This is a genomic window from Campylobacter concisus (genome assembly GCF_050447485.1).
GTDB lineage: Bacteria > Campylobacterota > Campylobacteria > Campylobacterales > Campylobacteraceae > Campylobacter_A > Campylobacter_A concisus_BQ.
Window position 1 is genome coordinate 467,984 of sequence record NZ_JALMFY010000001.1, and the last position, 23,247, is coordinate 491,230.

The 23,247-nt window shown below is 39.7% G+C and carries 23 protein-coding genes, 1 other RNA gene and 2 pseudogenes; 9 read left to right on the top strand and 17 right to left on the bottom strand.

Going from position 1 to position 23,247, the window contains the following annotated elements; all coding sequences use genetic code 11:
* Window position 1: 1 nt before the first annotated feature.
* Genes MTT29_RS02385 through gatB form a run of 3 tightly spaced genes read right to left on the bottom strand, consistent with a single transcriptional unit; the run spans window position 2 to window position 3,388 of the window.
* Window positions 2-1,057 carry a glycoside hydrolase family 3 N-terminal domain-containing protein gene (locus MTT29_RS02385; RefSeq protein ID WP_429799653.1) on the bottom strand — a complete coding sequence of 352 codons (1,056 nt, stop codon included), beginning with the start codon at window positions 1,055-1,057 and terminating at the stop codon, window positions 2-4.
* A complete protein-coding gene (locus MTT29_RS02390; protein WP_429799654.1) occupies window positions 1,054-1,944 on the bottom strand; it encodes an NAD(P)H-dependent glycerol-3-phosphate dehydrogenase in 891 nt (296 codons plus the stop codon). Before MTT29_RS02390 ends, MTT29_RS02385 begins: the two co-directional genes overlap by 4 nt.
* 22 nt (window positions 1,945-1,966) lie before the next feature.
* Window positions 1,967-3,388 carry an Asp-tRNA(Asn)/Glu-tRNA(Gln) amidotransferase subunit GatB gene (gene gatB, locus MTT29_RS02395; protein ID WP_429799655.1) on the bottom strand — a complete coding sequence of 474 codons (1,422 nt, stop codon included), beginning with the start codon at window positions 3,386-3,388 and terminating at the stop codon, window positions 1,967-1,969.
* A gap of 213 nt (window positions 3,389-3,601) precedes the next feature.
* Between gatB and MTT29_RS02400 the strand changes: the two genes are divergently transcribed.
* Window positions 3,602-4,984 carry a purine-cytosine permease family protein gene (locus MTT29_RS02400; RefSeq protein ID WP_148785386.1) on the top strand — a complete coding sequence of 461 codons (1,383 nt, stop codon included), beginning with the start codon at window positions 3,602-3,604 and terminating at the stop codon, window positions 4,982-4,984.
* Complete coding sequence (locus MTT29_RS02405) at window positions 4,981-5,754, top strand: creatininase family protein (RefSeq protein WP_107850237.1); 774 nt, start codon at window positions 4,981-4,983, stop codon at window positions 5,752-5,754. Before MTT29_RS02400 ends, MTT29_RS02405 begins: the two co-directional genes overlap by 4 nt.
* 153 nt (window positions 5,755-5,907) lie before the next feature.
* Here MTT29_RS02405 and MTT29_RS02410 read toward each other — a convergent pair whose 3' ends face one another.
* From MTT29_RS02410 to MTT29_RS02460, 11 genes are all read right to left on the bottom strand, one after another.
* On the bottom strand, window positions 5,908-6,591 hold the full coding sequence (locus tag MTT29_RS02410; RefSeq protein WP_002942300.1) for a F0F1 ATP synthase subunit A: 684 nt from the start codon (window positions 6,589-6,591) through the stop codon (window positions 5,908-5,910).
* A gap of 65 nt (window positions 6,592-6,656) precedes the next feature.
* Complete coding sequence (locus MTT29_RS02415; protein WP_429799656.1) at window positions 6,657-7,418, bottom strand: TSUP family transporter; 762 nt, start codon at window positions 7,416-7,418, stop codon at window positions 6,657-6,659.
* A gap of 145 nt (window positions 7,419-7,563) precedes the next feature.
* Complete coding sequence (locus MTT29_RS02420; RefSeq protein ID WP_002942317.1) at window positions 7,564-8,100, bottom strand: superoxide dismutase family protein; 537 nt, start codon at window positions 8,098-8,100, stop codon at window positions 7,564-7,566.
* Window positions 8,101-8,166: 66 nt separating this feature from the next.
* Window positions 8,167-8,934 (bottom strand): TIGR02757 family protein, encoded by a 768-nt coding sequence (locus MTT29_RS02425; protein ID WP_107850239.1) that lies wholly within the window; start codon window positions 8,932-8,934, stop codon window positions 8,167-8,169.
* The gene (gene flgK / locus MTT29_RS02430) at window positions 8,931-10,802 is read right to left on the bottom strand and encodes a flagellar hook-associated protein FlgK (protein ID WP_107850240.1); all 1,872 of its coding nucleotides are present in this window, start codon (window positions 10,800-10,802) and stop codon (window positions 8,931-8,933) included. The genes MTT29_RS02425 and flgK overlap by 4 nt, the downstream gene beginning before the upstream one ends.
* A 3-nt stretch (window positions 10,803-10,805) precedes the next feature.
* A complete protein-coding gene (locus tag MTT29_RS02435; protein ID WP_012001657.1) occupies window positions 10,806-11,237 on the bottom strand; it encodes a flagellar export chaperone FlgN in 432 nt (143 codons plus the stop codon).
* A gap of 16 nt (window positions 11,238-11,253) precedes the next feature.
* A complete protein-coding gene (locus MTT29_RS02440) occupies window positions 11,254-11,457 on the bottom strand; it encodes a flagellar biosynthesis anti-sigma factor FlgM (RefSeq protein ID WP_429799657.1) in 204 nt (67 codons plus the stop codon).
* Window positions 11,458-11,515: 58 nt separating this feature from the next.
* On the bottom strand, window positions 11,516-11,815 hold the full coding sequence (locus MTT29_RS02445) for a rod-binding protein (RefSeq protein ID WP_002942304.1): 300 nt from the start codon (window positions 11,813-11,815) through the stop codon (window positions 11,516-11,518).
* Complete coding sequence (locus tag MTT29_RS02450) at window positions 11,815-12,867, bottom strand: flagellar basal body P-ring protein FlgI (protein WP_429799658.1); 1,053 nt, start codon at window positions 12,865-12,867, stop codon at window positions 11,815-11,817. The genes MTT29_RS02445 and MTT29_RS02450 overlap by 1 nt, the downstream gene beginning before the upstream one ends.
* Before the next feature lie 56 nt (window positions 12,868-12,923).
* Window positions 12,924-13,490: a 16S rRNA (guanine(966)-N(2))-methyltransferase RsmD gene (gene rsmD / locus MTT29_RS02455; RefSeq protein WP_429799659.1), complete on the bottom strand. Its 567-nt coding sequence runs from the start codon at window positions 13,488-13,490 to the stop codon at window positions 12,924-12,926.
* Window positions 13,487-13,831 (bottom strand): hypothetical protein, encoded by a 345-nt coding sequence (locus tag MTT29_RS02460; protein ID WP_429799660.1) that lies wholly within the window; start codon window positions 13,829-13,831, stop codon window positions 13,487-13,489. The genes rsmD and MTT29_RS02460 overlap by 4 nt, the downstream gene beginning before the upstream one ends.
* Before the next feature lie 119 nt (window positions 13,832-13,950).
* Here MTT29_RS02460 and MTT29_RS02465 point away from each other — a divergent pair, with 119 nt between their 5' ends.
* Genes MTT29_RS02465 through MTT29_RS02480 form a run of 4 tightly spaced genes read left to right on the top strand, consistent with a single transcriptional unit; the run spans window position 13,951 to window position 16,710 of the window.
* Complete coding sequence (locus MTT29_RS02465) at window positions 13,951-14,346, top strand: FlaG family protein (protein ID WP_429799661.1); 396 nt, start codon at window positions 13,951-13,953, stop codon at window positions 14,344-14,346.
* Window positions 14,347-14,348: 2 nt separating this feature from the next.
* The gene (fliD, locus tag MTT29_RS02470; protein WP_429799662.1) at window positions 14,349-16,109 is read left to right on the top strand and encodes a flagellar filament capping protein FliD; all 1,761 of its coding nucleotides are present in this window, start codon (window positions 14,349-14,351) and stop codon (window positions 16,107-16,109) included.
* Window positions 16,110-16,118: 9 nt separating this feature from the next.
* Complete coding sequence (fliS, locus tag MTT29_RS02475; protein ID WP_035143745.1) at window positions 16,119-16,490, top strand: flagellar export chaperone FliS; 372 nt, start codon at window positions 16,119-16,121, stop codon at window positions 16,488-16,490.
* Window positions 16,483-16,710, top strand: a complete 228-nt coding sequence (locus MTT29_RS02480; RefSeq protein ID WP_012001652.1) for a hypothetical protein — start codon at window positions 16,483-16,485, stop codon at window positions 16,708-16,710. The genes fliS and MTT29_RS02480 overlap by 8 nt, the downstream gene beginning before the upstream one ends.
* A 94-nt stretch (window positions 16,711-16,804) precedes the next feature.
* Here MTT29_RS02480 and rnpB read toward each other — a convergent pair.
* Window positions 16,805-17,131: RNase P RNA component class A (gene rnpB, locus MTT29_RS02485), an RNA gene on the bottom strand.
* Window positions 17,132-17,701: 570 nt separating this feature from the next.
* Here rnpB and MTT29_RS02490 point away from each other — a divergent pair.
* Window positions 17,702-18,529 (top strand): annotated as a pseudogene (locus tag MTT29_RS02490) (Cache 3/Cache 2 fusion domain-containing protein); the annotation flags it as partial.
* A 27-nt stretch (window positions 18,530-18,556) separates the two neighbouring features.
* A pseudogene (locus MTT29_RS02495) lies at window positions 18,557-19,609 on the top strand (methyl-accepting chemotaxis protein); the annotation flags it as partial.
* Window positions 19,610-19,719: 110 nt separating this feature from the next.
* Here the strand turns inward: MTT29_RS02495 and truD are convergent.
* Together truD and MTT29_RS02505 are read right to left on the bottom strand one after the other, a co-directional pair.
* A complete protein-coding gene (gene truD, locus MTT29_RS02500; protein ID WP_429799663.1) occupies window positions 19,720-20,844 on the bottom strand; it encodes a tRNA pseudouridine(13) synthase TruD in 1,125 nt (374 codons plus the stop codon).
* A complete protein-coding gene (locus MTT29_RS02505) occupies window positions 20,822-21,643 on the bottom strand; it encodes a thiamine-phosphate kinase (RefSeq protein ID WP_429799664.1) in 822 nt (273 codons plus the stop codon). Before MTT29_RS02505 ends, truD begins: the two co-directional genes overlap by 23 nt.
* A gap of 63 nt (window positions 21,644-21,706) precedes the next feature.
* Between MTT29_RS02505 and MTT29_RS02510 the strand changes: the two genes are divergently transcribed.
* Window positions 21,707-22,726, top strand: a complete 1,020-nt coding sequence (locus tag MTT29_RS02510; protein ID WP_429799665.1) for a DUF5644 domain-containing protein — start codon at window positions 21,707-21,709, stop codon at window positions 22,724-22,726.
* Window positions 22,727-23,247: the final 521 nt, after the last annotated feature.

A 23,247-nucleotide genomic window follows, 5' to 3' on the forward strand; every position in this document is an offset into this window, starting at 1 on the left:
TTTACAGCTTCGCTTTTAGAGCCATTATCCTCTTATATGATGCGTCGATTCGCTCTTTGCTGATCTTTTTCTCATTTACAGCATCCACTATGATCTGAGTTATTAGATCGGCCGTTCTTTGGTTATTTATCTTAAACTCACTAAAGAGCAAGATATCGCCACCAGCGTTTATAAATTTCACCACTTTTTGCGCTAAAGCTTCGTCGCCAACGCCTTTCATCAGCATATCATCACTAATGACCACACCGTTAAATTTAAGCTCATTGCGAAGCAGATCGGTTATTATTTTTTTAGAAAGTGTGGCTGGATTGTCCTCGTCGATACCCTTTACAAAAAGGTGCCCGACCATGATGATCTGCGCCCTACCGGTGCTTATGGCGTCTTTGTATGGCAGCAGCGCATCTTTACTTAGCGTGACCTCGCTCTTGTTTTTATGCGAGTCCTCTTTTGAGCTGCCATGCCCCGGAAAGTGCTTGATCGTAGTTATCATGCCCTGCTCTTTAAATGCGTCCATAAAGGCATCCGCGTAGATCACCACTTTGCTTGCATACTCGCTAAACGCCCTTTGCTTAGCGGCGATGATCGGCGAGTTTTCATCGTGCAGATCAACCACTGGGGCGAAATTTAAATTTATGCCGCACTCTTTTAAATTTATAGCCATTTTTGAGTAGAGACCATAGGCACTTTTGATATCAAGCGTGCTTGCGACCTCGTATGCGCTAGGATATGGGCCATCAAAGCTCTTGTCTTTCATGCGGCTTACGTTGCCGCCCTCTTCGTCGATAGCGATGAAAATTTTAGGGCTTTTCTCTTTGATCGCCTTTATGCTAGCTTTTAGCTGAGCCTTGTTGGTGACATTTCTGCCAAGTAGCATCACTCCGCCAAATCTCTCGTATCCAGCGTCGCTTAGCATAGCGCGAAACGCAGTATCTTTTGTGCTAGCTCCGTTAAAGCCAACCATTATCATCTGCGAGACCTTGGCTCTTAGGCTCACCTCTGCGCCGTTTAGCCCAAGAGTAAAAATAACCATAAAAAGTATAAATTTAAAAGCTCTCATCTTCTTCCTAAAAGCGATTTAACGCTCTCAAAAACGTCTTTGCCATTTAGCATATTTTCAACCTCGCTAGCTATGGGCACATATATGCTCTTTTCTTTAGCGATCTTGCTAATAGCCCTTGCGGTATCCACGCCCTCTGCCACCTCGCCAAGCTCATTTAAAATTTTCTCTAGTCTCTCGTGCCTTGCGATGCCAAGACCTACGCGGTAGTTGCGTGAAAGTATCGATGAAGCGGTTAAAAAAAGGTCCCCTGCGCCGCTAAGCCCCATAAATGTCTCATCTTTTGCGCCAAAAAATTTACCAAATCTAGCCATCTCAACAAGCCCACGTGAAATGAGGCTCGCCCTTGCGTTGTTGCCAAGGCCAAGGCCGTCGCAGATACCGCCAGCTATGGCTATCACGTTTTTATAGGCCCCGCACACCTCAGCTCCGATCACATCATCAGATGTGTATGCTTTCATATAGCTTGGGAAAAATGAGGCAAATTTTAAAGCTAAATTTTGATTTTTAGAATTTACCACCAAAGCGCAAGGTAGCTTTTGCATGATCTCTTTTGCAAATGTTGGCCCAGAGAGAAAAGCCAAATTTTCACTATCCACAAAATCCTCGTAAATTTCATTTAAAAATTTAAGATTTGCCGTGTCTATGCCCTTGCTGGCGACTAGGATCTTTTGATCTTTGTTTTTGTAGTTTTGCTTTAGCCATAAATTTGTAGCTTGCGTTGGGATAGTGCAGACTAGGTACTCGCACTCCAAAGCCTCCTCTAAACTCACAAAATTTGGCATCTCTCTTGGCGTTCTTGAACTAATGACGCACTCGTTATTTTCACTAAAAGCGTGAAATAGCGCACTGCCCCACTTGCCAGCTCCGATGACTGCTATGCTCATTTTAGCCCTTTTTTAGCCTATTTTAGCCTATTTTAGCCTTTAAAAGCTCATTGACCTTGCCTGGGTTAAAGGCACCTTTGCCCTCTTTCATCACCTGACCGACAAAGAAGCCAAACATCTTATCTTTACCGTTTTTATACTCTTCTACCTTATCGGCGTTTGCAGCTAAAATTTGATCTATAATGGCAACGATCGCTGAGTCGTCGCTCACTTGTTTTAAGCCAAGCTTTTCGATGACGCTATCAACGTCCGCGTCATTTTCCATTAGATAGTCTAGCACCTCTTTTGCAGCCTTGCCGCTTATCGTGCCATCTTCTATGCGTTTTAGTAAATTTATCATCTTAGCGCTGCTAACTGGGCTTGTCTCGATCGTCACGCCGTTATTTAAGCGGCCAAGAAGCTCAACTATGAGCCACGTAGTAGCAAGCTTTGGCTGAATTCCAGCAGCGATCAGCTCTTCAAAATATCTAGCCATCTCAACGCTTTGAGTTAAATTTAAGGCATTGCTCTCTTTTACACCTAGCTCGCTAACATATCTTGCGACCTTTTGCTCGGCAAGCTCTGGGATTTTGATCGCTTCGTTATACATCTCTTCTGGCACTTCAACAGGCAGCAAGTCAGGATCAGGAAAGTACCTATACTCCGCGCTATCCTCTTTGCCACGCATAGATCTTGTTACTAAATTTGTCGTGTCAAACAGCCTTGTCTCTTGATAGACCTCTTCGTCATATTTGCCATCTTCCCACGCTGCACTTTGGCGCTCTACCTCGTAGTCGATCGCTTTTTGGATAAATTTAAATGAATTTAGGTTTTTTATCTCGACCCTTGTGTAAAGCTTGGTGTCGCCTTTTGGACGGATAGAGACGTTTGCATCGCAGCGGAAGCTACCTTCTTGCATATTTGCGTCACTGATGTTTAAAAAGCGAAGAATCGAGTGCAATTTTTTAAGATAAGCCACCGCCTCGTCGCTACTTCTAAGGTCTGGCTCACTAACTATCTCAAGAAGCGGCGTGCCGGCTCTGTTTAGATCAACCAAACTCTCGTTTTCTTCGTGGATATTTTTGCCTGCGTCCTCTTCAAGGTGCGCTCTGGTTACGCCGATACGTTTTTTAGTGCCGTTTACGTCGATGATGAGCTCGCCACCTTCCACTATAGGAATTTCAAACTGTGAAATTTGATATGCCTTTGGAAGGTCTGGATAGAAGTAGTTTTTTCTATTAAAGACTGATTTTTTATTGATTTTAGCGTTTATCGCCGTGCCAAAGCTGATCGCCTTTTTGACCGCCTCTTTGTTTAGCACAGGCAAAGCCCCTGGTAGAGCTAGGCAGGTCGGACAAACGTGAGTGTTTGCCTCGTCGCCAAAGCTAGTCGAGCAAGAGCAGAAAATTTTAGTTTTTGTATTAAGCTGAGTATGAACTTCTAAACCGATAACGACTTCAAACATATTTTTACCTTTAAATTTATGCAAATTTTTAGTGCGTATTTTAGCGATACTTTCTTTTAAAATATCTAAAGGAGTGCTTTTAAGGAATTTTAAAAACACTAACAATTCGTAACACCAAAGATAAAAATTCAAATTTTAAATTAAATATTTTTCGTAAGAAAAAAATAATATAGCTATAATAAAAAAAGACAAAATTTTATGAAAGGAGCTTGTATGAGCGACAAAGAAAATGTTGTTTTAGAAGATGGCGAACGCATGCTGTCTCCAGTTCCGATGTCCGAGCGACGCCCAACATTTAACCAGATAATGGTTTGGGTTGGTTTTGGCTACGTCGTTACTGGACTTTTCATAGGTGGCGTTCTAGCCGGTTTTGGCGGAAAGCCTGGCGTCTCACCTCAAACCGCCATTTGGGCGATCATTTTAGGTATGGGCTCGCTAAGTATCATCACTGCGCTACTTGGCATAATGGCTCAAAAAACAGGCATGAGCCTAGCTCTAGTTTCTAGGTACTCTTACGGCATAAAAGGTGCAAATTTGCCAATGATCATCATGGCACTGCTCACACTTGGCTGGTTTGCCAGCATCACTGGCATGGTCGGTCAAATTTGGGGTTCATTTATAGGCAACCCAAGTGGCGTCATCGTCTTTGACCCAGCAAATTTTGGCTACAAAGATATCACACCTATCACGCTTGAGGTCTTTCTTGCTTGCTTTATCTTTGGCATCATCTTTACCATCACAGCATACGTAGGTATCAAAGCTATCGAGGCTATCGCGATCCCTATAAGCCCTGTTATCTTGATCATCGCAGTCTATGTTGGCTACGAGATGTTGGCAGAGGGTGGCGGAGCTGCGGCCTTTTTAGAAAAGACCAAAAATATACAAGGTCTTGGGCTTGGAAATGCGATCACAGCTGTCGTTGGTAGCTGGATAGCAGGAGCTGTTATGGGCGTTGATCTATTTAGATTTAACAAATCAGTAAAAGCAGTCATCGCTGGTGTCGTGGCTTGCTTTATACTAACAAACCCTCTTTTAAACATAGTTGGCTACATCGGCGCAGTAAGCGTTGGTCAGTTTAACTACGTAGAGTGGATGCTAACAAAATCAGCCCTTTTAGCTATCATTGGTGTCATCGCTTGGACAGCATCGCTTTGGACAACAAACAATGCCGAGCTCTACTGCAACTCGCTATATACTGGTCCGGTACTCTCAAGTATAAATTTAAATATCAATAGAAAAAAACTAGTACTAATCGCTGGCGTAGTAGGCACTGTGCTTGGCTCATTTGCCTTTTATCAAATGTTTTTTGCGTCGTTCATCACGATACTTGGTACATTTGCTCCGCCTCTTGCTGGTCCGTTAATAGCTGATTATTACATCATCAAAAAAGGAAAGTACGACATCGCTAAATTTAATAGCGAACCAGACTATCACATGGCTGGCGTTATTTCATTTGTCATAGGCGCTTTGCTTGGATTTATCTTCCAGTACTATTTGCCGCTTCCATTTGACCTACCATCAGGTCTTGTAGCGTTAGTTATTACGATTATTATCTATCCGATATTTTATAAAATTTTTAACAAGGAGATGAGATGAAAAAGGTAGTTTTGAACGAATTTAGCGCAAGAGAGCTAAAGCAAAAATTTGAGGCGCACGAGATAGATAGCGCTATCACAACCTTTGGTAGCTGCGAGAGCCATGGCTGGCACCTGCCGCTTGGCCCTGACCTTTTTGTGCCTGAAGAGATCGCAAAAAGAGCAGCTCTAAGACTTGAAAAGACTATCGTTGTGCCAGGCGTGCCTTTTGGTACTTCTATCCACTACAACCAATTTCCTATGTCAGTCACTCTTAGGTTTGAAACCACGATAGCGATCGCTGAAGACATTTTTGAGAGCCTTATAAATAACGGCATAAAACATATCATCATCCTAAATGGCCACGACGGCAACATCCCTGCCCTTGAGATCGCCGCTAGAAAGGTAAAAGATAGACATAAAGACGCTGTTTTGGTTTTTATTCCTGCTTGGTGGAACATCACAGGAGCTAGACTAAAAGGTACATTTGACGTCTGGGACGGACTTGGTCACGGCGGAGAGGGCGAGACTTCTATAACTATGGCGGTTAAACCTGAGCTTGTAAATTTAGAGTACGCAAAGTCACAAGTGCCTCATGATGTTATCGGTTTTGGCGAGTTTAGCACCATCATCTGGGATATAAAAGAGGTAACAGAGACAGGTGCTACTGGAGATAGCACAAAAGCTAGCCTAGAAAAAGGTCAAAAGATGCTTGATTGCGTGACTGACTACGTTGTCGAGATCATTGAAAAGCTTGAAAAAATGGGCTGGAAATACGACCACAGAAAATAAATTTATGTGTGCTAGAGATAGCACACATTTTTACTGCTTAATTCTTCACAAAATTTATAAAACAAAATTTGAAATACTGACTAAAAGTTAAATTTGATAGATAGTAGAAATTTAAAAAAAAAGAAAAGCCATATAAAAATATGGCTTTAAATTTTAATGCTCGTGCTCGCTAATAGCGACTGCACCAGCTAGATAAACGTAAGTTAGCATCATAAAGATAAATGTTTGCAAAACAGCCATAAGCGTTAGAAGCGCAAAGGCTGGAAGCGGCGCAAACCAAGGTGCAAGTGTAAGCATCGCAAGCAAAAATAAGTCATCGCCCTTAATGTTACCAAAAAGACGGAAAGATAGCGAAACTACACGTGAAAGATGTGAGATGACTTCGACTGGAAACATAATAGGAGCTAGAAATTTGTTTGGTCCCATAAAGTGTCCAAAGTATTTGAAAAAGCCATTTTCTCTAATGCCCTCAAAGTTGTAGTAAATAAATACAACCAAAGCCAAAACTAGAGTTAAATTTAAGCTTGAGCTTGGTGACTCAAAGCCAGGGATGATGCCAATGACGTTTGAGAAAAATACGATAAAACCGATAGTTGCAACAAGTGGGAGGTATTTTCTAGCTAGCTTTTCGCTACCTAAAGTATCTTTACCCATAGAGATAACGCCCTCTAAATAAGCCTCAACTATGTTTTGAAGGCCTCTTGGCACAAGCTGCATCTTGCTCCTTGCGATGTAGGCAACGATGAGGATGATCAAAGCTACAAGGCAAAAGTGAAACGCATAGACAAAGGCATGTGAATGGTTTAGCAAATTTGAGAATAGAAACAAATCTTTCATTGATTTACCTTAGATTTAGAATTTTGCGTGATTGTAACAAAATTATTGTTAAAACATTTTTAATTTTAAGCTTTGAAGTAGTCAAAAAGCAGTTTGCAAATGGTCGCTGCAACAACTATCAAAAACATCGTTCTAATAAATTTGACCTCTTTTTTGATGACTAAATTTGAGCCAAAATATGCTCCTAAAATTTGCCCTACAGCCATCAAAAAGCCAACTAGCCAAAGTATCTGCCCGCCTGCTATAAAAACGCCAAGCGCTACGATGTTGCTGGTGAAATTTAAAGCCTTTGTGTGAGCGACCGCCTTTTTTAAATTTAGCCCGATAAGTGCCACCATCGCAAACATCCAAAACGAGCCAGCTCCTGGGCCAAAAAAGCCGTCATAAAAGCCCAAAATGAGCCCAAAGATGACATAAAATAGCCTCTCATTCATCTTTGCAGCCCTATCGCTCTCGCCTATCTTTGGCATAAAAAGCGTGTAGATGAAGATGGCGATTAGTAAAAATGGAATGATGATCTTTAAGAAATTTGCATTTAAAAATAAGATGAGCGTTGCGCCGATGAGGGCTCCAATAAATGTAAAAACTATGCCAATAAAGCACTCTTTATAATCAATCAGCCCTTTTTTAGTGAAATTTAGCGTTGCCGTGAAGCTGCCAAATACGCCTTGAAGCTTGTTTGTGCCAAGGGCAAGATGAGGTGGCACGCCCATTGCCATGATAGCTGGCAAAGTGATAAGTCCGCCTCCTCCTGCGATTGCGTCGATAAAACCACCCAAAAATGCAGCCACAAAAAAGAGGGCGTAGCTAAGTAGGTCAAATTCCATTTTTACTCTTTTGTAAATTTAAGTTTAAAAGCGGATTGTAGTTTAAAGTTTTGAAATTTCATCTTAGAAATGGGAGTTAAATTTGAGCGAGAAATTTAAAAAAGCCTTTAAACGTTAAATTTAAAGGCTTTTTGTGGGGGCTTTATTACTTAATAACGCCGCAAAGCATTCTAGCGCCGCCGCCGCCAAGTGCTTTTGGTTGGTCACTGTGGTTATCGCCACCGACGTGAACCATTAGTGAGTGACCTTTTAGCTCGTCAAGATTTTTTATCTTTGGAGCTAGCACTGGGTAGTTTGCATTGCCCTCGGCATCTACGTAAAGTGCTGGTAGATCGCCTTTGTGACCCTTATCGTCCCATGCGAATGAGTGCATCTTTGTCTCAGCTGGATCCCAGTGACCACCTGCTTTCATGCCAAGGCCTTTCTCAGTCGCGCCACAATCAGCATTTTGGTGAACGTGAAAGCCGTGAAGTCCAGCAGGAAGACCTTTTAAATTTGGAAAAAACGCAACGCCGTAGTTTGTCTTAACAGCCACTACTTCGCCAACGCTCTTATCGCCCTTTTCGCTTAGCTCATTAACAGGTATGACTAGATGCTCGCCAGCCTTTGGATCAAAGTGATGACCCTCGTGAGCAAAAAGCAAAGTTCCTAAAACTGCACTTAGTAAAACGATTTTTTTCATACAAGCTCCTTATGGATAAAATTGTATGGCAAGTCTATCCTAAATTTAAAAATTTAGCAATAATTTTTATTTTTTGAGATTTTTTACGATGGTTTCTAGCTCTTTGCTCTGCCCTATCCTGTAAAGCGCAAAGTCGTATTTAATGGGATCAAGCTCGTCAAATTCTCTAAGTTTTTTTGTAAGCTCCATGACCGCTTTGAAGTCGTAGCTCTTTCTATTTATAAGTCCTAAATTTAGTGAAACCCTATGCGTGTGCACGTCAAGTGGCATCAAAAGCCTATCTTTTGGCAAATTTTTAAATAATCCAAGGTCGATGTCGCTATCTCGCACCATCCAGCGAAGATACATGTTATAGCGTTTATATGGACTTTGCGGCTCTTTGCTAAAACTCTTACCAAAGAAAAACTCATATCCGTCTGAGCGGTAAGAATTTAGCCCATATATAAATTTAATAAGCTCATTTACTGCTTCTATCATCTCGCCATTTTTTGCAAGCCCTTGGCGCAAAATTTCTTCTATGCCGCACTCTTTTTTCAGGCGTGAAAGTGTGATGAAAATTTCTTTTACGTCGTTTTCATTTTGAAAGCGGTATTTGAAATTTGATAGATTTTTCTTGATATTTTGCTCGCTCTCATCAAGCAAGCTAAAATCAAGCGAATTTAGAAATTTCACTATCATTTTTGCGTTGCCATAAGCAAATAACGCGCAAATGAGCGCTATGTTTGGCTCTTTAAATTTAGTAGCTACTTGAAGAGGATCTGGGGCGTCAAATAGCCCCTGGTTTGTATTTTTACTAAGTACGTGTGCGTCTAAAAGGCTCTTTAGTTCGCTCATTGTTTTAGTGAAAGAAGGGTGTCAAGCATCTGATCAACTGTCGTGATGATCTTTGCAGCTGCGCCGTAGCTTGCTTGAAAGCGGATTAAGTTTGTAAGCTCTTCGTTGGTATCTACGCCGCTTGTTGATTGAAATTCCTCTTCAGCAGTCCTTTGCAAAGATGTGTTTGTGTCGTGAATAGTGTTGTTCGCCTCAGTATCGCTCGCCATATCGGTCGTAAAATAGCGGTAATATCCCTCGATCGTCTCATCTCTGTCAAGCGCAGTGCCACTTGAGTAAAATGTCTGCTTTTGGTACTGAAGCTGGATCATCTTGTTTGCAACTTCGTTGTTTCCGACGATTGGCTTTGAGTAGGCACGAAGCTTTGTGTGATCTTGGGTAAAATTTTGATTTATGCCTATTGTATTTGAGTTTGTGCCAGAAAAAAATCTGTTGATGCCAACAACGCCTGGAAAATTTGTGCCGTGATCGACTATTGAGATGCTATAAAGCCCTTGAGCTTGCTTTGGTATGAGCGCAAATGTGCCTTGATGCGTGTTTTTATCATAAAAATACGACGCTTCAAAGAAATCATCGACGTCATTTAGCATGTTATTGTCATTGTTATCGTCTGAATTTGAGTTAAAATCCTGCACAACAGAGTTGCCGTATTTTGTATCATTCATCGTCGTAGTACCGTTTATCTCGATAGTTTTTTTAGCTACGACGTTGCCCTTGTTATCATAAACTATGGCTTCAAAACTGCCGTTTCTTATGCTGTTGTCGTGGTTCATCAGCGTCTTATCGTTTTCTAGGTAGCTGATCGGATCTGAGTTTGAAATTTCAACCGCAGACTCGGCATAGACGTTGTTTGTGCTAGTTATTAAAGTTTTTGAAAATGTATTTAGGTTATCGATATATTTTTGGATGATACCATCGCTAAATTTATCATTATCTGGCTCGTAGTTGCGGCCTCTAAGATCAAGCGCGGCGCCTATCTTGCCATTTGTGATCTTCTCCTCCATAGGGATACGTCTGCCATCTTCTCTTTCATAATAAATTTTAGTGTATTGCCCGCTCTCTGTTGAGCTCATAGAAATTTCATGAAAATTTACACCATCAACGATGCTCACACCGCCGATATTTAGGTTGTAGTATCTTCCTTGATCGCTTATGCCAGTATCTATCCTTGACTCGCTTTTTAGATCGCTTTTATAAACAGCCGTATTTACCAGCTTTGACATAGCAAGCTCTAGCTCATCGCGCTTGTCACGAAGGTCATTTGCATTTATCTTAATACCAGCATCTGCGCCTGATTCAACTCTTTGAATTTGTTTATTGATATTTGCTATTTGCTTACCAAGTGAGTTTATCTCGTTTATATTTATCTTTATAGTCTCATCTATCTGCGTGTGCATATCATAAAGCATCTTTGATGAGCGGTTGATGCTAGCTGTTAAAACGCTAGCTTTATTTATCAAATTTACCTTTTGAGCGCCCTCGTCTGGGTTTGAAGCAAAGTTATTCCACGCTGCAAAATACTCTTGGATATCTTTTACCATGCCGTTATCTTTTAGATCTGGGAAGTATTTTGTCGCCTCTTGTAAAATTCTTTGTTTATAGCCTGTATTTTCTAAATTTGATGATGAATATTTTAGTCTTGAGTAGGCAAACTCGTCATGAAGTCTTGTCACGGTATCTACTTGCGTGCCTGTGCCAACGCCACCAGGGACAGTGTTCATCGCTGGAGATGCAGACTGGACTACACGCTGCCTTGTGTAGTAGTTACTATCGGCGTTTGTGATGTTGTTTCCGGTTGTGCTTATTTGCACTTGGGCTGCATTTAGCCCTGAAACGCCTGTGCCTAATGACATAAAGATATTAGCCATTGTTTAAACCCTTGATTTGTAAAAATTATTATCTGTGCCGCTACCGTCTTGTCCGTATTCATTAGTCTGAGTACCAAAGACTTTTTTGCTAAGCGAGTCGAAAAACTCCTTAACAACAACGACGTGTCTTGCATATTCTTTATTTACTTTATGCAAAATTTCAAGCTTTGAACGCATAAGCACTAGCTTTGACTTCACTTCATCGTCTAAAACGTTTGCAAGTGTTGTAGTGCCACTCTCTTTTGAAACCCTTAGTAGCTCTTTATCCAAAGCTCTTTTGGTATCTTCAAAAGCACGCACAAGAGCATTTTTCTTCTTCACGCTCTCATCAACGCTTGAGTGCTTCGCCTCTTTTATATTGGCGATATCTTGCATCGTTAAATTTATAAGCTCGTCTAGCTCGCCTATGGCCTCGTCCAAAAGCTTCTTTATCATTTAAATTCCTTTAAATTTACAGCAACGCATCAGCCACAGCCTTAGCTGTTTTAGAGATATCCACCTGATAGGTGCCATTTGCTATTGCATCAGCTATCTCTTTTACTCTTGCGTTTTCGTTTGTTTTTACTTCTTTGCTTTCATTTTCAACTCTAGCATCGCTATTTTTATTTAGCATATTTGCCTGGTAGTTTGGTCTTTGGTTCAAAGGAGTTATCATATCCATACCTCTTAAAATAAAATGTTTATATCACTACATCGGCAAAATATAAATTTACTTAAGAGTCTCTCTTTAAAAAATCGTATAAAAGTTCTGAAAAACCTAAATTTCCACTCAAAGCTTTGCTCATAGCATCATTATACATAGACCTATAAATGTCGCTGCCAGCGGCTTTTGGATAGAGTGAGTTCTTATCATCTTCTTTTAAAGCGATATCAAGAACAGCTTTTACCATAAATGCTTCAAAAGCGTCAGTTTGCTCTTTTAAAAGTGCATCTTGTTTGGCATTTGCATTTTTTATCTTGTTTGCTGAGATGTCATTATACGAATTTAGTGCTAGGGTGTTGTCTATTTGCATTATATTATCTCCAGATCGACTTGTATCGCGCCAACTCGTTTTAAATTTTCAAGTATCGAGATGATATCGCTTGGTGTTGCTCCAAGTTTGTTTAGCGCTCTTGTTACGTTTGCAACGGTTGTTTTCTCGCCTGAAATTTTAAGTAGATTTTGACTAGGGGCTACTGAGGTGTCGCTACCTATATTTACATCATTTTGCGCTGCCTCTTCGTAGCTGTTTGGCTCTATCTTTATAGTTATAGCGCCGTGAGTTATCACGACTGGACTAACCACAGCGTTTATACCGCTAACTATCGTGCCAGTTCTCTCATCAACTACGATCTTCTCATCTGGCTTATACTCCACATCAAGATCAAGCACAGCGCTTGCAAGCTCGATGATACTAACGTCATCTGGCTTTTTAATAATGACCGTTCTTGGATCGATCGCCTTTGCAGTATCGTCTGAGATGTTTGCATTTATGGCGTTTTGGATATCAAGAGCGGTTTTAAAATTTGTATCTTTTAGGCTTAGCTTTATGCTATCTTGGTTGTAGATATCATAAGTTACTTCGCGCTCCACAAGGGCGCCATTTAAGATAGTGCCAACGGTTGGGTGGTTGCCGCCGCTTCTGCCTGCACTCTTGCCACCGATGCTTAGAGGGCCCTGAGCTAAAGCGTAGATATCACCATCAACGCCTTTTAGCGGGGTCATAAGAAGTGTGCCACCCTGCAAGCTCTTAGCGTCACCGATAGATGAGATCTCTATGTCAAGCTTGTCGCCATGCCTTGCAAATGCAGGCAATTTTGCTGTCACCATAACAGCAGCTGCGTTTTTTGACTTGATATCGTCTGGATTTATCTTGACATTTACGCCTTGAAGCATGTTTGATAGCGACTGGATCGTAAATTTTGACGTTGAGCCATCCCCTGTGCCGTTTAGCCCGACGACTAAACCGTAGCCTATTAGCTGATTATCCCTTACGCCAACGATATTTGCAAGCTCTTTTATCTGCGTAGCAAAGGCTGAAGTAGCTATCACTGAAGCTGCTACAAAAGATAAAAATTTTTTCATATTTTTTCCTAAAATTTAGCTATTTTAGGTTTTTAAAGCAAAAGATGTTCCAAATTTTACTGAAAATAAGAGAGCGAAGTGGCTCCAAATTTTTTAAATTTAATAAGCTTATACGCAGAAATTTCATCATTAAATTTAAAGTCGCTGTTATGCTCAAAAACTATCATATAAATTTTCTCTTTTTTTAGCTGCGAGATCAAATTTACAAGCTTTTCATAGATATCATCAAAGCCAGCCCTTATGTCAAATGGCGGATCAAGATAGAGTAAAACCTTGCCATTTTGCGAATTTATAAGATCAGGCAAGAGCGCAAAGCTATCGCCATTTATAGCTTTTAAATTTGAACTTTGCAGGCTTGCAAGGTTGCTTTGCGTTATCTTAAAAGCAGCCCTATCTTTTTCGATAGCGATAGCCTCACACGCTCCGTTGCTAACGGCCTCGCTTGCCATCACGCCGCTTCCACCAAAGCCCTCTATAAATGTAAGTGAGTAAATTTCATCTCTGATGACGTTAAAAAAGGACTCTTTTACGATGCTTTTTGTGCTTCTTGTCGTGCTTAGACTTGGTAGCTCAAGCCTTTTGCCTTTAAATTTACCACTTGAAATTTTGGTAAAAAGTTTCACTGATTTGCCCTTAAAATTTCGAGCAGATCGGCTTTAAATTTATCAATTAAGAGTGATACTTTTTGCTCCAAGCCCTTTTCATTTACTATCTGATCTGGCTCTTTTGCCTTTGAAATTTGCGTGGCTGAGTAAAACTCCTCTAGCGTATCAAGAAGAGTGGCTTTGTTAAACGGATGAGAAAGATGAGCGTTCTTACCTATTATAAATAGCGGTTTTTTTGTGACGATCTCGCGGTCACTTACTACAAAATCACAATCCTTATGATGAGCGGCTAAATTTCCACAAGAAAGCAGCAAGGTCTTTTGCAGCAAAATGCAGTCGCATTCAAATGAAATTTTCATATCCCGTCCTATAAATTTTGCTCGATTTTAACCTAAATAATCAAAAATTTATATAAATACTAAAGGAATTTAAAATTTTACCGATGTAGGAGCTAGCGTAAGTTTTAAGGAGTAAAACTATGGAAATTTTCAAAGCAGCGGCAAATCAAACACTTGATGCAAGCATGAGCACGTCGGCTCAGCGTCAAATCGATAGCAGACCTATCGAGCACTCTGATGTCAAAGTAAATGCCGACGAAAATAGTAAAGCAAAAGGTGCAGATGGGCTAGATGAACTTAGCACCGAGGATCTTGCTAGAAAAACAAGAGAGGTCACTGATAGGCTAAACTATCAGATGCAGCAGCTCGATACTAATGTAAGATTTGCTTACAACGAGAAGTTAAATTTAATGGTAGTGCAAGTAAAAGACGCCAAAACAGGCGAAGAGATAACACAGCTTCCAAGCAAAGAAGCTATAAAAATCAGCGAGTATTTCAAAGAAAGTATCGGAATACTTTTTGACAAGGAGAGTTAAAAATGGCAGTAGGTAACATAACAAATTTAGGCATCGGTACAAAAAATAGCGGCCTAAACGACGAGCTTATCAAGAAACTAAAAGAGGCTGATGAGGCTGGACAGATCAAACCACTTACAACAAGGCTGGAGAAAAATGAGCTTAAGCAAAAGGACCTTGCGGCTCTAAAAACTCTTGTTAGCAACGTAAATGTTAGTGGCAAAACACTTGGCGGCGAGGCACTTTATCTAAAAAGAAATACCAATAACGCTGGTAAAAGCGTCACAGCTTCAGCTGCAAACGGCGTTAGCGTGCAAAGCTTTAGTATCGACGTGCAAAAACTTGCTCAAAAAGATACATTTCAAAGCAAGAATTTCAAAAATTCTTCAAGCATGGTGGGTGCGACAAATACTGGCTCGTTTGATGTTGAGATCGATGGACAAAAATTCTCTATCGGTGTGACAAGATCGACAACCTATCAAGATATCGTTGATAAGATAAATGACGTAAGTGGCGGCAAGTTGCAAGCTAGAATTTTAAATGTTGGTGGCGACAAACCAAATCAAATAATGCTTCAATCAGGCAAAACTGGCGCTACGCAGACTATTAAATTTTCAAACGACACAGCTGGCGTTTTAGACAAGCTTGGCTGGGATGATACGCAGTTTCAAGACACAGATGAGAATGGCGCACTATTAACAAATCCTGATGGCACGCCAAAGATGACATCAAATTTGGAGAAAAATAGAATTTTAAAAGCACAAGATGCAGAATTTACATATAACGGCGTAAATATCAAAAGAGATAAAAATAGCTTTGATGATCTAAGACCGGGCGTAAATATCACTCTAAATGAGACTGGCAGGACAAATGTCAGCGTCTCTCAAAACACTGAAGAGGTTGTAAAAGCGGTTGAAGAGTTTATAAAAGACTACAACCTAATGACAATGAACCTTGAGATCGCTACAAAATATGACGAAGAAAAAGGCGCTGGTACTTTCCAAGGTGTAAGTGAAATTTCAAGCCTTAGATCAAACATCGGACGTCTAGTAAATGGTCAAGATAGCGAAGGCAAAGCGCTAAGTAAATTTGGCATAGTGCCAGATAAAGACGGTCAGCTTCAGCTTGATCTAAATAAATTTAATGCAGCTCTTAGCAAAGATCCAGAAGAAATTCAGAAATTTTTCATGGGTTCAAGCAAGACTGAGCCGATAAGCTATATGGGCAACTCAACCGTTAGCGCAGGTGCGTTAAATATCCAAGCTGGCGATCTAACAATAAATGGCAAGTCAGTTATATTTTCAACTGCAGCTGGTGGGACAGCTGAGGACAATGCTCTAAAACTTCAACAAGCTATCAATGACGCTGGCATCGAGGGAGTCACAGCTAGCCTTGATCAAAGCGGCAAGAGGATCATCTTAAAAAGAAGCGATGGCGAAAATATCGAGGTAAAAGGCAAAGCTTCTGCACTAGCAACTCTTGGTATGAGCGAAGCCACTATAAATCCAGTGACTAAAAAAACTGATGGACTTTTCACAAAGCTAGCTAAGATGCTTGATGGGGCTGTTGGCAAAAAAGGCACGATGATTGCTATGCAAAATCAGCTAAAAGATGAGAGTGAATCTATCACTAAAAACAAAGAGAGCACTCAAAAGCTTTTAGATGAGAAATATACAACGATGCAAGAGCGCTTCATCAAGTATAACTCTATCATTGCAAGTTTAGAAAATCAGTTCTCAACTCTAAAATCAATGATAGATGCTGAGATAAACAGTAGAAAATAAGAGAGAAAAATGAATCAAAGCGCATATAGTGCATACGCACAGTCGAGTTTCGGGGGCATCGAGTCCCCGACTAAATTAATAGAAATGCTTTATGACGGAATTTTGAAATTTATATTTCGCACAAAAAAAGCGATCGAAGCTGGAGATATAGAGAAAAAGGTCTATTATATAAACAGAGCAAACGCTATCTTTGTCGAGCTTTTAAACTCGCTTGATTATTCTCAAGGCGACGTGGCTCACTACCTTAGCGGACTTTATACAAGACAGATGCAGCTTCTTGCTATGGCAAATATCCAAAATGATATAGCAGCGCTAAATGAAGTAACAAATGTCGTAAAGCAGTTATCAGAAGCATGGAGGGAGGTAACATCAGGTGAATAGCTGGATCAATGAATTTAAGCTAGCGTTAATAAACGAAGATACAAGAAAGCTAGCTGCACTATCACAAAGCTTTAGCGAAGATATGTTTAAAAGCTTAGCTTCGGCAAAGGAAGCACAAGCGCTAATCGGCGGTGCGATAGAGCTTTTTAAAACTAAATCTTCACACATCCAAAACGAGCTTACAAAACTGCAAAAAGCTCAAAAATACGTAAAAAACTAATCTAATCTCAAACTTTCAAGGCACGGCAAATTTGCCGGTTTTGTCTTGAAAATCTTTTGAATTTACCAACTAATTAAAATTTACTCTAAATTTAAGCAAAGGCACGGCGTTAAGCCGAGTTCTGTCTTGAGCGATCATTTATCTACGCTTGCTTTTACAAACAAGCTCTAGCGAAGGGTTTTAATATAAGACCAAAACCATCCCTTCTTACTGCAAGTTGGGTTTATATGGCCACGCAAGTTACCAAGCGTGCCGGTGGGCTCTTACCCCGCCGTTTCACCTTTACCGCCAAGGCGGAAGTTTGCTTTCTGTTACACTATCCCTTAGGTTTCCCTAGCCATCCGTTAGATGGAACTTTGTCTTATCGCAGCTCGGACTTTCCTCTTTTGCAAGATGCAAAAGCGACCGCTTACCGTGCCAGAGAGTGATTATATTTAAAAATATATAAATTTACCCTGCGACCAAATTTTTCATTAAATTTTGCAAATTTATCTATGAATTTTTTTGATTTTTGAGCCTAAATTTTGTCACAACTTGGTATGAAATTAATTTTTTTATTTAATCTTTTTAAAATTTCTTTACAAAAACAAGAGTAAAACGCTCCAAATTTCACTTTTTTGTTATTTTGCTTTAAACCTTAAACCAATCTAATAAAATAGACTACAAATCAACAAAATGATATAAATTTAAATTTTAATCCCTCAAAAGCGCAAATTTCTAGCTTTTGCCAAACTATAAATTTTGCTTAAAAAGCTAAATTTAAATAGCAATTTTTTATAAATTTTTACTCCAGTTTCATAAAAGTTATAATTATAAATACAAAGCAAACAAAAATTTAAAATTCGTTATTTTTCCCTAAAATTCTATATGTTTTACGAGAAAAAATTTGTATAATAAACCCTTAAAATCTAAACCAAGGAGGATATAGATGAATTTGCGTAGCATCTTAGTCAAGGTCTCAGCGATCATCGCTTTAGTTCTTGCCATTTGTATGGCTTGCTTTGTATTTTTTATATCAAACGTTTTGGAGCGTGAGATCAAGGATGGAGTGGCAACTACAGTTAAACAAGACGTCGCACTTGCGATGGATACAGTTGAGCTATTTGATGAAGATAACGAAGATAATGCAAAACTATATATGCATGTCCTAAAAGAAGCTTTAGGCAATTTAAAGACCACTGGACAAACCATAAAGACAGAAAATGATGATGCTTTAGAACTTGTTTCGGATAAAATGGGTGTGTTAAACAACAACCACGAGATATCTGATAAGATCAAAAAGCTAACAAACGGAGGTATCCCAACCATCTTTGCAAAATCAGGCAATGAATTTGCTGCTGTCTCTACTTCACTTTTACTAGATGATGGCAGTAGAGCACTTGGTATGCTAAACAAAACGATATATCCAAAGATGATGAATAAAGAGACATATGTTGGACCTCTAAATATTTTTGGTAGAAACTATATGTGTGTCTATGAGCCAGTCGTTCAAAACGGCGAGGTTGTAGCAGTTTTATTTATAGGTTACGACTTTACTGAAGGCTTAGAAGATCTTCAAAAGACAATGTCACAAATGAAGTTAGGTGAGCGTGGCTACTTCTCTATCTTTAATACAAAAACTAACAAATTTGAAATCCACCCAACTCAAGCTGGCAAAGAGCTAAATAGTGATGTTAAAGCTGCTATGGAAAAAATAGCGAAACAAAAAGAAGGTGTTGAATTCGCTAATACTGGTGGTGTTGAACGAGTAGTTGCTTTTGAGCCATTTGACAAGCTAAACTGGATAGTGCTTGGCTCAGCTGTTACTGATGACTTCTTAACACCTCTAAAAGTGGTTAGCAAAAACTTCATCATAGCAAGCATTATAGTTACTTTGCTTCTTATCATAGTATCTATCTTTTTGCTTAAAAAGCTAGTTGCAAATCCTATCGATAGACTAGGAGCAAATTTAAATGCTATAACATCTGACTTTACTCTTAAAATCCCAATCTACGGCAAAGACGAGATAGCTAAAATAAGTAATGATATAAATAACTTCATAGAGCGCATAAGAGTGCTTATAAGCGACACTAAAAACCTTTCAAGCGAAAACAGCTCAGTTGCAAACGAGCTAAGCTCTACTTCACTTCAAACAGGCAAACGCGTGGAAGAATCAACCCAGATCGTTGAAGAGACAAATCAAAGATGCAAGTCTATGCAAGAAAGCATGAAAGAGTCACTAGCAGTTGCTCAAGCTGGCAAAGATGATCTTCAAAAGGCAAGCACTCATATAAAAACAGCAACTGACGCTATCAGAGCCCTATCATCTCAGATAGTTGATTCTGCTAATGTAGAAAATCAAATGGCAGGTAAGATCGAGCAGCTTAGCCGTGACGCTGAGCAGGTAAAATCAGTGCTTGTGGTTATCAATGACATAGCCGATCAGACAAACCTACTTGCTCTTAACGCAGCTATCGAAGCAGCACGCGCAGGTGAGCATGGACGTGGCTTTGCAGTCGTTGCTGACGAGGTTAGACAGCTAGCTGAGAGAACTCAAAAGAGCTTAACAGAGATAAATGCAACCATCAACGTTATCGTTCAAGCGATAAATGATAGCAGCGAGCAAATGGGCATCAACTCTAAACAAATTCAAGAGCTAACCCATGTGGCAAGCGACGTTGAAAAGACGATAAATGATATGAGCGCAACGATGAATAACGCCATAGCGATGTCTGACAAGACTATGCAAGACTACATCGTAACTGGTAAGAATGTAAATGAGATCATGGATGGCATCTCAGAGATCAATCAAATTTCATCTGAAAATGCTAGAAGTGTCGAAGAGATAGCTTCTGCAGCTGAACATCTAAATAAGATGACAGACGCGCTAAATACAAAACTAAGCGTCTTTAGAACTTAAGTTTTACCTCTTAAGCTAATATTTTTAGGTCTAGCTTTGGCTAGACCTTTTTAAATTTAAACTAGCTAAATTTAGCTAGGCACGCTTTTAAATCTATCTTTAAATTTAGCCTACTCAAATATATTTTTATGCAAAATTTCTTCTAACACAACTGTGGCATATGAGCCCTTTTGAAGTGTGAAATTTAGACTAAAGTGAGCGTTTTCTTCGTTGTATTTGTAGCTTGTATTTTCTAAATACGCCCAGTTAAAGCGCCTTGAGCCAGTTGTCTTTGAAGTAAGCAAAAACGCCTCAGCGAAAATTTCATCCTCAAGCCCTTTTGCCACGCCGCTTGCTTCATAGGCCTTTGCGCCGACAATGAGACCAAGGCTTGTTATATCACGCCTAGCAAATCTTTGCGCCTCTTGATCTAAATTTTCACACAAAAAGAGCTTGCCAAATGGATAGTGTCCCAAAACCTCTCCAGGAAGCAGCTTAAAAAAGCTCTCCTGCGCCTTCATTGCCTTTAGATCATCTTTGCTAAAGTTTTTGTAAATTTCACCTAGCTCATTTAGGCTAAAGTCGCTTACAAACCTTGAAATCTCAACCCTTTTGCTAAGATAGCGGTTAAAAAGATCACTTTGATAGGCTGAGATCAAAAAGTCATTTAGCTTTACATTTTTACTCTTTTTACCATTTATCGTGCCGTTTTTAAGTAGCTCCAGTCCAGTTGTAGCATTATCGCCAAATTTACCAAAGCGCTGATAGCCAAAGTAGTTTGCATAGCCCATTTTATCGATGCTGACAAAGGCTTGCTCAAGCTTTTTAGCGCTACTTGGCAGCACCTTTTTTAGGCGGATGAAAAAGCTATTGCCCTTTAGATGTCCGATGCGAAGCTTGTTTTTATGCACGTTTAAATTTAAAATTTTCATCTTTTCGTGGCTAAAGTTTGCAAGCGCGCTCTCAAATTTACGAGGCATAGAGATAAACTGCGTCGTCATGCCCTGCTTGTCCTTTAGCCCAGCATAGCCAAAGTCGCGCATTTTTGCCCCTGTAACCTCGCTTAAGGCGTGCAAAGCGTCGCTTGTCGTCATATCTTTTTTAGAAATTTCAACGATCAAATGCTCGCCGTCGCCGCTAAATTCATAAAGCGGTATCTCCCGCACGACAAAATCATCTGAATTTTTAGAAAAATATGCCTCAATGGGCGCATGAGTTAGCGCATAGAGCGGTTTAAAAGTGGTGGCTTCTTGCATTTTGTCTTAACCTTTTGTGTGAAATTTTTGCAAAGATGTTGATCTTTGTCCTAGTTTTTGCGGCGATCCTTTTAATGGCGCTTAAATTTTTAGGGCTAAAAGTAAATAAAACCTCGTACTCCTCGCCGCTACTAAGCTCAAATTTGCTTAGTTTTTTTGTAAATTTAGCGCCCTTTTTGCTAGCCTTTAAAAGCTTGCCAAGGTCGGTATTTAGCCCATCTGAGATATCCATGGCAGAATTTAGCAGATGAGCTGCTTTGTAAAAAAATTTATCTCTTAAAACAGGCTTTTTAAAGCGTGAGTTTTTTGAAATTTGAGCCAGTCTTAGAAGCGAATTTAGCCCCTTTTTGCTCCTGCCAAGCTTGCCAGTAAATGCGACTAGATCGCCAAATTTAGCATTTTTTCTTAGCACTGCCCTGCCCTTTAGCTCGCCGATCACGCTAACGCTTATGTTTAAAATGGGGCTACTTATCGTATCGCCGCCTATTATCTTTACGCCAAACTCCTCGCACGCCCTATTTATGCCGCTACTTAGCTCGCTGATCTGCCGAGGTGTGAAGCTCTTTGGCAGACTAAGCCCAAGAAGAGCAAATTTAGGCTTAGCATTCATCACGATCGTATCTGAAAAATTTACGATCATCGCCTTGTAGCCGATCTCTTCAAGGCTTAGCCAGCAAAGCTTAAAGTGCGAATTCTGCGCAAAAATGTCCTTGCTAAAGACCATTTTGCCGGCAACCGCCGCATCATCGCCGATATATTCGTTACTAAAGCATGCAATCGTAAAATTTTCTTTATCCATTGAGCTATTATAATGAAACTCCTTTTAAATTTAGGATAAAATAAGCCCAAAAAAAGGATATAGATGCAAAGAGTTGAGATTTTTAGATTTGACGCGAAAAGAGATGTTTTGGCATATTTTAAGCCCTATTTTTTAGAAATTTCAGACTTTACAAACTTAAACGAGCTTTTTGCCCACGTAAAGAGCATAGACCCTTACTTTAGCCCATTTGACGGCTTTGTCAAGGTAAATGGTGTCGTAGTTAACACCGCCCAACCACTTGCAAATTTAGCTCAAAAATTTAGAGACGAGCTTTGTATCGCCCCACTTAGCCAAAAAAGAGCGGTTTTAGACCTTGCTATAAATGATGATGATTTTTGGGCGAAATTTGAGTCATTTGCTAGCTTTTGCAAAAAGGCTGACAAAGAGCTTTACGCTAGCTTTAAACCCTATTTCTACGCTGATTTTGTGATAGAGTATGAGCCAAATTTCATAGGAGCTGCCGCGATAATGCTAGCTCATCATCTTTACAAAAATGAGAAAAACGATGAAATTTTAAAGCTTTTGAGCACTAAATATGGCGTTTTGATAGCCTGTGAGCTTGATGATTTGCTATTTGGTGGAAGTGAAATTTACAACGAAGCGATTAAATCTTTCAAAGAAATTTTAGGCGTAAAACCTGCTAAAAAGCACGAAAACGAGCTTGAAAAGATAGAAAAACTTAGCAAATTTAAAGAGTTTAAGATAGCCATAAAAGATAGACTGCCTGCAAATTTAAGCGATTTGAGAGCAAATTTCATAGAGCTAGATATAAAAATTCCTTGTGGATATGATCTTTTAAAGGTCGATGAAGAGCTAGCTTACAAGCTCGCTAGTAAGATCATTTTTTCTGCATTTGATAGTGGGGCTGATTTTCTACTAGCTAGCAACGAGGCTGAGTTTCATATCTTTGACACGCTAGCAAAAAAGCTTGAGAGGTCTGCTAACAGAAGCTTGCAAGACTTTTACGTCCTAAGAGCGAGCGAGCTAATGGCGCTTGAAAATGGCGAGATACCAAACAGCCTAAAAGAGCATGTTTTGAAGGTCGGTTTGGTAAATTTGTGAGCTACTTAAATTTGATCTAAAACGCAAGAGCAAGATAAAAGATGCTGTGAGTGCTAGGCTGGCAACAAAACGGACGACCGCGCGAACCTAACAAACAACCCAAAAGCACATTTAAAAAATTAAATAGCCAAGTTGCGACCTAACTATTAGATTTTTAAATTTAAGAGTCTTAAAACCAGCTGCAAGTCTATTAAATTTAAATTTTTTGCGCGATATTTTTTAAAGCTAGTAAAACTAACAAATTTTGATTTATAGCGAAGCTACAGCTCCAAAAGCAAGATGTCAGTGGTCAAAAAATGAGATTTATTAAATTTGTGGTCAGTTTTGACAATCCACTTCTAAAATTTATGCTTACATTTGCTTTGCAGTACAAAAATCAAAACAGCAGATGATCTTTAAAAAACTTGATTTAGTAAATTTTAACCAAATTTCGGCTACATCTAAATTTATAACACCGCAGCCTATCACACTACAATAGCGCACCAAAAAACAACCAAGCAGATCGCCACACAATGGCATTA

Excerpts from the sequence above, each read along its gene's own strand:
- MTT29_RS02420 (WP_002942317.1), bottom strand. The coding sequence starts at position 8,100 with ATGAAAAAAATCGTTTTACTAAGTGCAGTTTTAGGAACTTTGCTTTTT.
- truD (WP_429799663.1), bottom strand. The coding sequence starts at position 20,844 with ATGCAAGAAGCCACCACTTTTAAACCGCTCTATGCGCTAACTCATGCG.
- fliD (WP_429799662.1), top strand. The coding sequence starts at position 14,349 with ATGGCAGTAGGTAACATAACAAATTTAGGCATCGGTACAAAAAATAGC.
- MTT29_RS02385 (WP_429799653.1), bottom strand. The coding sequence starts at position 1,057 with ATGAGAGCTTTTAAATTTATACTTTTTATGGTTATTTTTACTCTTGGG.
- MTT29_RS02415 (WP_429799656.1), bottom strand. The coding sequence starts at position 7,418 with ATGGAATTTGACCTACTTAGCTACGCCCTCTTTTTTGTGGCTGCATTT.
- MTT29_RS02450 (WP_429799658.1), bottom strand. The coding sequence starts at position 12,867 with ATGAAAAAATTTTTATCTTTTGTAGCAGCTTCAGTGATAGCTACTTCA.
- MTT29_RS02410 (WP_002942300.1), bottom strand. The coding sequence starts at position 6,591 with ATGAAAGATTTGTTTCTATTCTCAAATTTGCTAAACCATTCACATGCC.
- MTT29_RS02425 (WP_107850239.1), bottom strand. The coding sequence starts at position 8,934 with ATGAGCGAACTAAAGAGCCTTTTAGACGCACACGTACTTAGTAAAAAT.
- MTT29_RS02435 (WP_012001657.1), bottom strand. The coding sequence starts at position 11,237 with ATGATAAAGAAGCTTTTGGACGAGGCCATAGGCGAGCTAGACGAGCTT.
- MTT29_RS02400 (WP_148785386.1), top strand. The coding sequence starts at position 3,602 with ATGAGCGACAAAGAAAATGTTGTTTTAGAAGATGGCGAACGCATGCTG.
- MTT29_RS02405 (WP_107850237.1), top strand. The coding sequence starts at position 4,981 with ATGAAAAAGGTAGTTTTGAACGAATTTAGCGCAAGAGAGCTAAAGCAA.
- MTT29_RS02460 (WP_429799660.1), bottom strand. The coding sequence starts at position 13,831 with ATGAAAATTTCATTTGAATGCGACTGCATTTTGCTGCAAAAGACCTTG.
- MTT29_RS02510 (WP_429799665.1), top strand. The coding sequence starts at position 21,707 with ATGCAAAGAGTTGAGATTTTTAGATTTGACGCGAAAAGAGATGTTTTG.
- MTT29_RS02445 (WP_002942304.1), bottom strand. The coding sequence starts at position 11,815 with ATGCAAATAGACAACACCCTAGCACTAAATTCGTATAATGACATCTCA.
- MTT29_RS02505 (WP_429799664.1), bottom strand. The coding sequence starts at position 21,643 with ATGGATAAAGAAAATTTTACGATTGCATGCTTTAGTAACGAATATATC.
- MTT29_RS02390 (WP_429799654.1), bottom strand. The coding sequence starts at position 1,944 with ATGAGCATAGCAGTCATCGGAGCTGGCAAGTGGGGCAGTGCGCTATTT.
- MTT29_RS02465 (WP_429799661.1), top strand. The coding sequence starts at position 13,951 with ATGGAAATTTTCAAAGCAGCGGCAAATCAAACACTTGATGCAAGCATG.
- MTT29_RS02440 (WP_429799657.1), bottom strand. The coding sequence starts at position 11,457 with ATGATAACTCCTTTGAACCAAAGACCAAACTACCAGGCAAATATGCTA.
- fliS (WP_035143745.1), top strand. The coding sequence starts at position 16,119 with ATGAATCAAAGCGCATATAGTGCATACGCACAGTCGAGTTTCGGGGGC.
- gatB (WP_429799655.1), bottom strand. The coding sequence starts at position 3,388 with ATGTTTGAAGTCGTTATCGGTTTAGAAGTTCATACTCAGCTTAATACA.
- flgK (WP_107850240.1), bottom strand. The coding sequence starts at position 10,802 with ATGGCTAATATCTTTATGTCATTAGGCACAGGCGTTTCAGGGCTAAAT.